The organism is Ruegeria sp. BHSC043 (genome assembly GCF_059612985.1).
This window is the reverse complement of record NZ_JBXWRS010000006.1, coordinates 19,912-31,583: the sequence shown is the minus strand read 5'-3', so window position 1 is coordinate 31,583 and position 11,672 is coordinate 19,912. Positions and strand designations below refer to the sequence as shown.

The 11,672-nt window shown below is 61.7% G+C and carries 12 protein-coding genes and 1 tRNA gene; 9 read left to right on the top strand and 4 right to left on the bottom strand.

Annotation, left to right across the window (positions count from 1 at the left end):
- Nucleotides 1–32: 32 nt before the first annotated feature.
- The 4 genes from rpmA to AC2FMM_RS11140 form a co-directional block, all read right to left on the bottom strand.
- Entirely contained in the window at nt 33–302 is a 270-nt protein-coding gene (gene rpmA / locus AC2FMM_RS11155) for a 50S ribosomal protein L27 (protein WP_005983052.1), read from the bottom strand.
- An 11-nt stretch (nt 303–313) separates the two neighbouring features.
- A complete protein-coding gene (locus AC2FMM_RS11150) occupies nt 314–925 on the bottom strand; it encodes a 50S ribosomal protein L21 (RefSeq protein ID WP_496689267.1) in 612 nt (203 codons plus the stop codon).
- Nucleotides 926–1,134: 209 nt separating this feature from the next.
- Nucleotides 1,135–1,944, bottom strand: coding sequence for a DUF2059 domain-containing protein (locus AC2FMM_RS11145; protein WP_496796583.1), 810 nt, complete (start codon nt 1,942–1,944; stop codon nt 1,135–1,137).
- The gene (locus AC2FMM_RS11140) at nt 1,944–2,786 is read right to left on the bottom strand and encodes a DUF2059 domain-containing protein (protein ID WP_496796582.1); all 843 of its coding nucleotides are present in this window, start codon (nt 2,784–2,786) and stop codon (nt 1,944–1,946) included. Before AC2FMM_RS11140 ends, AC2FMM_RS11145 begins: the two co-directional genes overlap by 1 nt.
- Nucleotides 2,787–2,909: 123 nt before the next feature.
- Here AC2FMM_RS11140 and AC2FMM_RS11135 point away from each other — a divergent pair.
- The 9 genes from AC2FMM_RS11135 (at nt 2,910) to AC2FMM_RS11095 (ending at nt 11,659) form a co-directional block, all read left to right on the top strand.
- Nucleotides 2,910–2,999: transfer RNA gene (locus AC2FMM_RS11135), tRNA-Ser, on the top strand.
- A 212-nt stretch (nt 3,000–3,211) separates the two neighbouring features.
- Nucleotides 3,212–3,730, top strand: a complete 519-nt coding sequence (locus AC2FMM_RS11130) for a hypothetical protein (protein ID WP_496711106.1) — start codon at nt 3,212–3,214, stop codon at nt 3,728–3,730.
- 228 nt (nt 3,731–3,958) lie between these two features.
- Complete coding sequence (locus AC2FMM_RS11125) at nt 3,959–4,987, top strand: alcohol dehydrogenase catalytic domain-containing protein (protein WP_496796581.1); 1,029 nt, start codon at nt 3,959–3,961, stop codon at nt 4,985–4,987.
- Between the two features lie 79 nt (nt 4,988–5,066).
- Nucleotides 5,067–5,942 (top strand): branched-chain amino acid ABC transporter permease, encoded by an 876-nt coding sequence (locus AC2FMM_RS11120; RefSeq protein ID WP_170450009.1) that lies wholly within the window; start codon nt 5,067–5,069, stop codon nt 5,940–5,942.
- 4 nt (nt 5,943–5,946) lie between these two features.
- Nucleotides 5,947–7,044: a branched-chain amino acid ABC transporter permease gene (locus AC2FMM_RS11115; protein ID WP_496741195.1), complete on the top strand. Its 1,098-nt coding sequence runs from the start codon at nt 5,947–5,949 to the stop codon at nt 7,042–7,044.
- Nucleotides 7,041–7,805 (top strand): ABC transporter ATP-binding protein, encoded by a 765-nt coding sequence (locus tag AC2FMM_RS11110; protein ID WP_496796580.1) that lies wholly within the window; start codon nt 7,041–7,043, stop codon nt 7,803–7,805. The genes AC2FMM_RS11115 and AC2FMM_RS11110 overlap by 4 nt, the downstream gene beginning before the upstream one ends.
- Complete coding sequence (locus AC2FMM_RS11105; RefSeq protein ID WP_496796579.1) at nt 7,802–8,575, top strand: ABC transporter ATP-binding protein; 774 nt, start codon at nt 7,802–7,804, stop codon at nt 8,573–8,575. Before AC2FMM_RS11110 ends, AC2FMM_RS11105 begins: the two co-directional genes overlap by 4 nt.
- 5 nt (nt 8,576–8,580) lie before the next feature.
- A complete protein-coding gene (locus AC2FMM_RS11100) occupies nt 8,581–10,467 on the top strand; it encodes an AMP-dependent synthetase/ligase (protein ID WP_496796578.1) in 1,887 nt (628 codons plus the stop codon).
- A 31-nt stretch (nt 10,468–10,498) separates the two neighbouring features.
- Nucleotides 10,499–11,659: an ABC transporter substrate-binding protein gene (locus tag AC2FMM_RS11095; protein WP_496796577.1), complete on the top strand. Its 1,161-nt coding sequence runs from the start codon at nt 10,499–10,501 to the stop codon at nt 11,657–11,659.
- Nucleotides 11,660–11,672 lie beyond the last annotated feature (13 nt).

Below are 11,672 nucleotides of genomic sequence, written 5' to 3'. Positions count from 1 at the left end.
ATGAATTTTTTTTAAACCTTCTGGGTTTCGGCTTACTCTGCGGCCTCCGCCACTGGCAGGACCGAAATGAAGGTGCGGTTTTTCAGTCCCTTGTGGAACTTCACGGCGCCATCAACGGTTGCAAAGATGGTATGATCCTTGCCCATGCCAACGCCTTCGCCCGGCCAGAACTTGGTGCCGCGCTGACGCACGATGATGTTGCCTGCAACGGCAGCCTGGCCACCATACAGTTTCACGCCAAGGCGACGACCCGCTGAGTCGCGGCCGTTACGGGAGGAACCGCCAGCTTTTTTATGTGCCATTCTCTCTCTCCTTAGCCTTTGGCCAGCTCTTTGGCCTGCTCAACCCATTCGGGTTTCACTTTGACCGTTTCGATAGCAGCAATCTGCTCGTCCGACAAGGCGGCCAGAGCGGCAAAGCTTTCGATACCGGCCTCGGCCAGTTTCTTGGCAGCTGCGGGACCAACACCGGTGATCTTGGTCAGATCGTCAGCGGCAGCAGCGGCCGGGGCTTCTGCCTTGGCAGCGGCTTTTTTGGCGGGTTTCGCTGCTTTCGCGACTTCACCTGCCGGAGCCGAACCGGTTGCGGCCTTTACGCCCGACTTGTCCGCGCCCGAGGGCAGGATGTCGGTGATCTTGACCAGGGTCAGCTTTTGACGGTGGCCAACGGTGCGCTTCGAGCTGTGCTTGCGGCGGCGCTTGACGAATTTGATGACCTTGTCACCTTTGATCTGTTCGATCACTTCTGCCTGAACGGCCGCGCCATCGATGAACGGCGCACCGACAACGGGGGCATCGCCACCCAGCATCAGAACGTCGTTGAATTGGACTTTTTCACCTGCGTCGGCAGCCAGTTTTTCAACGCGGAGCACGTCGCCCGCCTGAACCTTGTACTGCTTGCCGCCAGTCTTGAGGACTGCAAACATGCGTCTTTCCTTTTTCTACCGCGTTCTGTGGTCCCCGTCAGACGGGTGTTTCGGCCAAAGCCACCTCGAACAGCGCGCCCTTTTCGGGCGGATGAACGACCATCAGGGCGCACCCGTCCGGCCAGCAATAACGAGACCCGGCGCGGAGGTTCCGGCCGGGATGCGCGCTTATCCATGCATACCGGCCCAAAGTCAACACCAAACCGCGCCTAAAGATCTGATGCGTTCAGAAACTGCCCCACCGTAAAGCCAACCTGATAGGAAAGATCCTCGTACATGTCGCCAAGCCCCGCAAACAACGCGCGGTTCAGCGCCCGGCCGGCCTCGGTCCGGGAAAAGGCGATGTTTTCGCGCAGCTGCGCCGGATCAAGCGGACCATAGGCCAACATCAGGAATGAAGACAGCCATTCGCGCGTGTCATCCTCGGTTTCTCCGGCCTGTTCGAGCAGTTGCGCCAGCATCTGGTCACTGTCCGCGACCACGCCCTGCCCGTCGGCGAGCCCGCGCAGAAACGCGTAATCCGCGCCGAGGGTGCCGGCGACATTCTGGTCCACTAGATCATTGATCTGGACAAATTCGTCGATCAAGCGAAAGAACTCGGCCTCCTGATCCGCCCCGGCAAGGGCGTCCAAGGCCGCCTGCCGGATCGATTCTTCCGAAAAGGCCCGCCGGGCGGAATTCTCGAGCCGAACGACCGTCCGGCCGGTCTCGCCCTCGAAAAACACGGCCGCCTGTGTCATCTCGGTCGCGGTCATCCCGGCGGCCAGGGACTCGATCAGCCGATCATGCATCCACGCAGGGTCATAGAGGTCCTCGATCTGAGCCCGCAGATACGAGCCGCCCCGGCCCTCCAGCGTGGCCGCGTCGATGTCACCGACTTGCTGAACGCCCTCGTTGCTGAGGATCTGCGCCACCTCGCGCAGGTGCAGCGCTGCAGCCAACCGCTCGGCCGTCTCGGACGTTGCCGCGGCGGCCGCCCATCCGGCGCAGATCAGCCACAGGGTCAGAACAACCCGCATCAGATGTCCTGAACCGGGCGCAGCTCGGCCATCCGCGCGGCCAGCGTCTCGAACCGGTTCGCCATGATCTCGTACTGCACCGCATTGAGCAGTTCATAGACCTGCTGCATCAACGGATGCTCGAGCGCGCGGGTGTAGGTCTCGAGATCGGCGTCCGAGAAGGTTTGATAAGTATAAGCGGCATTGGCCAACGCCGACTGCTGCATTGATTGGCGCATCTGGGTCTCGTTCGCCTTCATCATCGCGCGCAGGCCGTCGGCGTCGAGTTGCAGATCGATGACACCGGCCGCACTGGCAGCCAGAAGAAAACGCACCTGGATTTCCTGGACCGCCCGCAGCGCCGTTTCGCTGGCGTCGATCGCCCTGTTCATCCGCTTGAGGATCTCGACCCGCATCGACCCCTCTCGGACCAGATCGGCCACGATCCTGAGACCCTCGGCCTGCTTGGCGTCATCGTCCTCGATCATGTGCGAGGCGTTCTCCGCCTCGACCAGTCGCTGTCCCAGATCCGAGGCATAGAACTCGACCGCATGGGTCAGGGCGTCGTCGCTGAGCGTCTGCTCCAGTATGGACACAGCGGTTTCGTGCATCTTTTCGGTGTCGAACACCTCTTCCGACAACCGTGTCCATTGCGAACCGAACCCCTCGGGGTCGATCCCCACCATCTGAGGCGCCGAAGCGGACGCCAGCGCGATGCTCTCCAGCGCCACGTCGAATCCGGTGGTTTCCAGGAAGGCCTCAATCCGGTCTCGGCTTGCGGCCTGCGCGGCCTGCCCAAGCGCAAACAGCAGACCCAGCGAGAAAATAGTGATACGAGCGATGAAGGTAATGGAGTATTGCATGGGCTTCAGCCTAGGATATTTCACCGCTCAGGCAATGGAAAATCGGCCGGATGCGATATTGACGAATTTTCTGCTTGCACCCTCCGGCGATCATCACTAAATCCCCCCCTCACAGACCCCCGCGGAGAGGTGCCGGAGTGGTCGAACGGGGCGGTCTCGAAAACCGTTGTGGGTGCAAGCCCACCCAGGGTTCGAATCCCTGTCTCTCCGCCACTACCCCCAATACAAGAGCGCATTGCAGTACGCGGCGTGGATGAATTGATAGCGCCCTTTTCCCGCGACGGCGTGATCTTGCCGGCCCAGCTGCGCCGATCAGCGCCCGGCGGCTCAAACGCGGATCGGGGAAGGAAAACACGGGTTTTCCCTTTTGAACTCAACTAGTTTGAGCACATCTCGATACCATGCATCCAAAGAGGAGACCCGTGATGTCCCGCCTGATCCTTGTCGCCGTCATCGCCGTTCTAGGCGTCGGCGCCTACATGTATTTGAACCAACCCGAACCCACTCCGGCCGAGAAACTTGAATCGGCCGCGCAACAGGCCGGAGAGGCCATCGGCGACGCCGCGACCGCCGTGACCGAAGCCGCAGAGCAAGCACTTTCGGAAGCTGGAGATCAAGCCAGCGAAGCTGCGTCTTCAGTCGTCGAGCAGGCCTCGGAAACTGCCGAGCAGGCGGGTCAGGCCGCCACTGACCTTGCCGATCAGACCAGCGATCAGGTGGCTGCGCTGACGGCTCAAGGAAGCGAACTGATCAACGCTTGGGTTCAGGAGGGCATGCTGACCGCGGATCAGTTCGACTATGACAAGATGGTTGACGAGGTGCGCAACAGTCAGCTGAGCCAGGACATCCAGGCCAAGGTCATTGCCATTCTGGACGAGATCAAGGCCGCCCCGGAAACCGCCGCCCTGAAGCTGCAGGAATTACGCAACCTGCTGATCCAATGAGGTTTTCCTGGGCCGCCCGGCAGCCTGGCCCAGGATGTCCGGCCATGCCGAGTGGCTTCCGTAACGTAACGGAACGGGTCGATTGACGGACAGGGCCGCATTTGCTTGGCTTGGCTTCAACAGGCTGCCCTGATCGGCTGTGGCCTTGGTTGATCCCAGCGTGCGGGCAATCCACCCGCTTGGGACGGGCCACAAACAATCGGGTAACGACCCAAGAGGAAGAGCAAAGTGACCGAGTTGCCCAAAACCATGTTCGCCGTGGTGCAGAAATTCGAAGGATACGCCAAAACCGCCACCGGACCTGTGATCGAGCAAGCCTCGGACTGGCTGGACGAGGTCGAAATCCCGGTGCCCGCTGCGGGGCCCGGTCAGGTTTTGATCCGTCTGCGCGCCGCTTCGGTGAACCCGTCCGACATCCACTTCATCAAGGGTGAATACGGCCAGCCACGCGTCAAGGGCGCCCCGGCTGGCTTCGAGGGGTGCGGTGACGTGGTCGCCACCGGAAAAGGGGCCGAGGCGCTGATGGGCCAGCGCGTGGCTTTCGTCGCCTCGGGTTCGGGGGCCTGGGCCGAATATGCGCTGACCCAGGCACAGATGTGCATCCCGTTGCGCGCCGAGATTTCGGATGACGACGGGGCCGCGCAGATCGTGAACCCGCTGACTGCGATGGCGATGGTCGATATCGCCAAATCGGCCGGAGAGTCCTTTGTCGTATCGGCGGCAACCAGCCAGTTGGGCAAGCTGATGTGCGGGTTGGGGCGTGATCTGGGGCTGAAGCCCATCGCCATGGTTCGCCGGGCCGAGGCGGTCGAATTGCTGAAATTCCACGGCGCGGCCGAGGTTCTTGTGACCACCGACAGCGATGTTGTCGAGAAATTCGCGCAGACCAGCGCAACCCTGAAACCGCGCGTATTTCTGGATGCGGTCTGCGACCAGCTGTCCGAGCAGATCTTCTGCGCCATGCCCAACGGCGCGCGCTGGGTCAGCTATGGCAAGCTGAGCACCGAGGCCCCGCGACTGACCCAGATGGGGCAATTGATTTTCATGAGCAAGCGGATCGAAGGGTTCTGGCTGACTCAGTGGATGATGTCCACGCCGCCCGAGGACCAGATGCGCGTGGTGGCCGAAGTGCAGGCCCGGTTTGCCGACGGACGCTGGAAAACCGACGTGTCCGCGCAACTGTCGCTACGGAACATCCTATCGGGCCTGGCCGATGCGCTGAAAAAGAGTGACGGGAAGGTCATCATCACGCCATAGTAGAATAAGCCCCCCGGAGATTGGAGGAGATCCGGGGTGCGCAAAAGACGCCGGGCCAACCGGCAATTGGGAGGAGAATTTGGACAACGCACAGCTGCTGATCAGCGGGCTGGCGAATGGCTGTGTCTACGGCCTGATCGCGCTTGGCTTCGTGCTGATCTACAAGGCGACCGAAGCGGTGAACTTCGCCCAGGGCGATTTCATGATGCTGGGCGCCTTCGTCACCATCGGGTTGACCAATACCGAATATATGGGCCTGCCCTTCTGGCTGGCCCTACCCATCTCGCTGGGGATCATGGGCGCGCTGGGGTATCTGCTGGATCGGCTGATCATCCGCCGCCTGTTCGGAGAAAGCCAGACCGCCGTGGTCATCCTGACCATCGCCCTGGGCTTCGTGATCCGCTTTGTCGCCGGGCTGATCTGGGGCCACGAGCCGCAGACGTTGGAAAATCCGCTGGCCGGCAAGGAGGTCCGCTTTGGCGGCCTGGTTCTGGGGATGGAGGACGTGGCGGTCATCGTCGTGACCGTGCTGCTGACCTGGGCGCTCTACGTGTTTTTCAGCAAGACCAAGCTGGGTCTGGCGATGCAAGGCGCCTCGCAGAACCAGCTGGCAGCCTATTACATGGGGGTGCCGGTCAAGCGTGTGCAGGGTTTCATCTGGGGGCTGGCCGGTGTCGTGGCCGGAATCGCGGGCATCCTGTTTGCCGCCAAGGGCTCGGTCGATCCAACCACCGGGCTGCTGGGGATCAAGGCCTTTGCGGCGGCAGTCATCGGCGGGTTCGGTAGCCTGCCCGGAGCCTTGGCGGGCGGCCTGATCGTCGGCGTGATCGAACCCTTCGCCAGCCGCTACATCGCCGCGGGCTACAGCCAGATCGCGCCTTACGCGCTGTTGCTGGCGGTGCTGATCTTCCGTCCGCACGGCCTGTTCAGCCAGGTCCGGGTCAAGAAGGTCTGAGCGCATGAGGATCGTTTTCAAAACCGACTACATGCAGGACATCCGCCCGTGGAAGGACGGATACCAGTTGTCGCTCTATCTGATCCTGCTGGCGGTAGTCATTGCCGCGCCTTGGTGGCTGGACGCGTTCTATCTGGGAGAGCTGACGAACGTTCTGATCTGGGCCATCGCCGGGCTGGGCCTGATGATCCTGACCGGGCATACCGGCCAGGCCAGCCTGGGCCACGCGGCGTTTCTGGCCTTTGGCTGTTATGCCAACGTGATCCTGATCGAGGCCGGCGTGCCGTTTCTGGTGGCATTTCCGCTGGCCGGCATTCTGACCGGCATCGCCGGGGTCACGGTCGCCATTCCTGCCCTGCGGCTGCACGGCATCTATCTGGCGATCTTCACCCTGGCTCTGTCGATCCTGATGGACGACCTCATCGTTCTTGCCGAACCAATCACCGGCGGCGTGGCGGGCAAGTACATGGGCGGAGTCGAAATATTCGGCCATCTGGTCGATCGTTGGGGCACGCCCGAGCAGTTCTACTGGCTGGTGCTGGCCGTCACGGTTCTGGTCACGCTGGGCTATATCAACCTTTTGCGTACGCCGCTGGGGCGCAGCTTCATCGCGGTGCGTGACTCGGAAGTGTCCGCGCAGGCGATGGGCATCGACATCGCGCGCACCAAGACAGTGTCCTTCGCCCTGTCTTGCGCCGTTACCGGATGGGCGGGTGCGCTGATGGGCCTCTATGCCGGGGCCTTCAACAACGAAACCTTCAGCGTGGTGATCTCGATCCAGCTGCTGATGATGATCGTGATCGGCGGGCTGGGCTCGATCCACGGCGCGTTTCTGGGCGCCATCGTCATCGGGTTTCTGCCGCAGTTCCTGTCGATCGCCAAGGAATATGCAGGCGCCCTGTTCGGTGGCGGAACCGTCGCCATTCCGGGGCTGGAATTCGGCATCTTCGGCATGATCCTGATCGGGTTCATCCTGTTCGAGCCGATGGGCATCTATGGTCGCTGGCTGAAAATCCGCACCTGGTTCGAGCTGTTCCCCTTCTACCGCAAGGACATGTTCAAGCGGCAGAAATCCTATCTCAAGACGGAGCGCCTGAGATGAGCCTGCTGGAATTCGAGAACGTCACCCTGAAATTCGGTGGCCTGACGGCGGTGAACGACCTGTCCTTTTCGGTCGAGGAAGGCGAGGTCTTTGCCATCGTCGGCCCGAACGGGGCGGGCAAATCCACGGTGTTCAACCTGATCTCGCGCTTTTACGACCCATACGCGGGCCAGATCCGGTTCGACGGGCACGATCTGCTGCAGGTCAAGCCCTCGGGCGTGGCCGCCTATGGCGTGGCGCGCACCTTCCAGAACATCGAACTGTTCGATCATGCAACCGTGTTGCAGAACCTGCTGGTCGGGCGGCACCGCCACCGGCGTACCAACCTGCTGTCTGAGGTATTCTTTACTCCCTCGGCCCGCCGGCAAGAGCTGGAGAACCGCGAGAAGGTTGAAGAGATCATCGATTTCCTCGACCTGCAGGCCTATCGCGACAAGATGATCGCCGGCCTGCCCTACGGCGTCCGCAAGGTGGTCGAGGTCGCGCGCGCGCTGGCCACTGACCCCAAGCTGCTGCTGCTGGATGAACCGGCCTCGGGGCTGTCGGTCGAAGAAACCACCGACATGCGCTGGTGGATCGACGACATCCGGCGGCAGATGGGGATCACAGTGCTGATGGTCGAACATGACATGGGGCTGGTCTCGGGCGTATCCGACCGGGTCCTGGCCATGGCCGATGGGGCGAAACTGGCCCTAGGGACACCGGCGCAGGTGCAATCGCACCCCGCCGTCGTCGAAGCCTATCTGGGGAAAGCCTCATGAGCGCACCGATTCTGAGCATCCGCAACATCGAAAGCTTCTATGGCCCGATCATGGCGATCCGCGGCGTGTCGCTGGACGTGCACCCGGGCCAGATCGTCTCGATCCTGGGCGCCAACGGGGCGGGCAAGACGACGCTGATGAAGACCGTCTCGGGCGTGATGGACCCGGAAAAGGGAACCATCACCTTCGACGGCGAGGAAATCCAAGGGTTAGAGCCGCACAAGATCGTCCAGAAGGGCATCGTGCATGTGCCCGAGGGGCGCGAGGTGTTCCCGCTGCTGACGGTGAACGAAAACCTCAGCCTGGGGGCCTATACCCTGCACGACAAGGCCCAGATCGAGCGCGACCGCGAGTTGGTGTTTTCTTACTTCCCGGTCCTGAAGGAACGCCGCAATCAAGAGGCCGGCACTTTGTCGGGTGGGCAGCAGCAGATGCTGGCCATCGGCCGCGGCCTGATGGCCAACCCATGCATCATGCTGCTGGACGAACCCTCGCTGGGCCTGTCGCCGCTGCTGGTCCAAGAGATCTTTGGCATCCTCAGACGTTTGAACGACGAGCAAAACATGACCATGATGCTGGTCGAGCAGAACGCCAACGCCGCGCTGGAACTGGCCGATCATGGTTATGTCATGGAGGTCGGGCGCATCGTGATGGACGGCCCCGCCGACGTGCTGATGCGGTCCGAGGACATCCAGAACTTCTATCTGGGCGTGCAGGAGGAAGGCGCGCGGGAAAACCGCCGCTGGAAACGCAAAAAGACGTGGAGGTGAGCCGGATGAACATGACCACCCTGCCCCCGCAGACCACCATCAACGGCGTTCAATTCAACGCCACGCCCGGCCAGCGCCCCGTGAGGGTCGATGGCTGCGTTACCATCCCCGAGCTGTTCCAGAAACGCTGCGCCGCCCTGGGCGACCGCACCGCGCATCGGGAAAAGGATCTGGGCATCTGGAAATCCTATTCCTGGGCCGACTACTGGCAGCACGCCAAATGGATCGGGCTGGCGCTGCGCAATCTGGGACTGCAACGCGGTGAGGTCGTCTCGATCCTGTCCGAGGACCGCAAGGAATGGGCCTGGTTCGATCTGGGCATCCAATGCGTCGGCGGCATCGCCTCGGGAGTCTACACCACCGATTCCGCCAGCCAGCTGAAATACCTGGTCAATGACAGCGACAGCCGCTTTCTGATCGTTGAGGACGAGGAGCAGCTGGACAAGTTTCTGGACATTGAAGACGAGGTGCCCGGCCTGTTGAAGGTCATCATCCTTGAAGACGAAGGCCTGCACGACCTGGCCCATCCCCGCTGCATGATGATCAAGGATCTCTATGCCCTCGGCCGTGAGGCCGAGCGCGAAGAGCCGGGCCGATTCGAAGCCGAAATCGCGCTGGCCACGCCGCAGGACACGGCGCTGCTGATCTATACCTCGGGCACCACCGGCATGCCCAAGGGCGCGATGGTTAGTAACGAAAACATCATGGCCGCGATCGAATGCGGCGCACGCTGCCTGCCCGCGCTGGAGACGGATGAGCAGCTTTGCTTTCTGCCGCTGTGTCATATCCTGGAACGCGATGTTTCGATTTACTTCCCGCTGGCCTCGAAATGCACGGTGAACTTCGCGGAAAGCCCCGAGACGGTCTTTGCCAACCTTCAGGAAGTGTCGCCCTCGACCTTCACCGCCGTTCCGCGCGTGTGGGAGAAGATCTATTCGCAGGTGCTGATCATGGCGCAAGAGGCCACCCCGGCCGGGCGTGCCGCCTTTGGCATGGCGCTGAAGGCCGGGATGAAACGGGCCGAGTACATCCTGCAGGGCAAACCGGTGCCGCCAGCGGTGGCCGCGAATTTCTGGCTGTGGGACCGGCTGGTGCTGCGCAACCTGCGCCGGATGCTGGGCATGGACCGGCTGCGGCGCGGCGGGTCGGGCGCGGCCCCGATCTCGCCCGAGCTGCTGAAATGGTACTGGGCCATCGGCGTGCCACTGGTCGAGGGCTTTGGCATGACCGAGACCTCGGGCATCGCCACGCTGAACACGCCCGAGGCCAACCGCATCGGCACCATCGGCAAGCCCGCACCGGGGATCGATCTGCGCATTTCGGACGGGGACGAAATCCAGATCCGTGGCCTGAACGTGTTCCAGGGCTACTGGCGCAACAATGCCAAGACTGCCGAGACCTTCACCGCCGACGGCTGGCTGCGCACCGGCGATATGGGGCATCTGGACGCGGACGGCTATGTCACCATCACCGGCCGCCTAAAAGACATCATCATCACCGCCGGTGGCAAGAACATCACCCCGGCCGAGATCGAAAGCCGGTTGAAATTCTCGCATTACATCTCGGACGCGGTGATCATCGGCGATCGCCGCAAGTACCTGACGGCGCTGGTAATGATCGATCAGGAAAATGTCGAAAAATTCGCGCAGGACCGCAAGGTGCCGTTCTCAAACTTCGCCTCGCTCTGCGCCGCCGCCGAAGTGCGCGAACTGATCGGCGCGGAAGTGGCCGCGGTGAACAAGGAATTCGCGCGGGTCGAACAGATCAAGGATTTCCGCCTGATCGACGTGCTGCTGACCGCCGAAGATGACGAACTGACCGCGACGATGAAACTGAAACGCAGCCTGGTGGAAAAGAAACACGCGCATCTCATTGAAGACATGTACAAATAGAACAGGGATCAATCCCAAGGGAGGAAGACACATGACCAAAGCAATCAGACGGCTGGCGGCAGCAACCGCCCTTTCCGCCCTGGCCTCGATGGGCTGGGCCGAAACCCAAGGCGTGACCGACGATGAGATCGTCATCGGCTCGGTCAATGACCTCAGCGGCATTTTTGCCGCCGTGGGGGTTCCGGCCACCAAGGGCGCGAACGTGGTGTTCGACCGGGTCAATGCAAATGGCGGCGTGCATGGCCGCAAGATCCGCTATGTGGTCGAAGACAACGGTTACCAGATGCCGCGCGCGATGCAGGGCTACAACAAGCTGCTGAACCGCGACAAGGTGTTTGCGATGCTGCAATCGCTGGGCACGCCGATGAATCTGGCCGGGTTCAAACTGCTGGACCCAAAAGGCATTCCCAATGTCGCCCCCTTGTCGGCCGCGCGGCAGATGCTGCAGGAACCGATGAAGAACAAGTTCACCTCGTTTTCCAGCTATTATGACCAGGCGCGCGCGGGCGTGAAATATCTGGCGCAGGAATTCGGCGGCGACAAGGTCTGCACGATGTATCTGCCCACCGATTTCGGCAAAGAAATCCTTGAAGGCAGCCAGGAAGGCGCCAATGAAGCCGGCATTACCTTTGCCGCGGAAACCACTCATAAACCTGACGAAACCGATTTCGTGGGCTCGCTGAGCAAGCTGAAGGAAGAAGGTTGCGACATCGTAACAATCGCCTTGGGCGTGCGGCAGGCCATCACCGTGGTCGGCACCGCCAAGAAGATGGGCCTGACCGACATGAAGTTCCTAGGCACTTCGGCCAGTTTCCTGACCGTGGTGGCACAGGTGCCGGGTGGCGTGACCGACGGCTTTTACGCCGCCGCTTCGTGGCAGGACCTGTGGGCCCGCGCGGATGAACCCGCCCCCAAGGCCTTCATCGAGGAATACAAGGCCGCCACCGGCGAAGATCCGGTGGGCTTTTCGATGCTGGGCTATGCGGCGGCCGAAATGATGGTCAAGGCGCTAGAGGCCGCCGGCCCCGAGCTGACACATGACAGCTTTATCGCTGCGATGGAGTCACTGGATTATCAGGATGATCTGGTGGGCAACCACATGACCTTTGGCCCCGACGACCATCAGGGCGCCGATACGGTCTATGTCAGCGTGGTGGAAAACGGGGCGTGGAAGAAGATGCACGAGGAATAACACCAACTTCCGA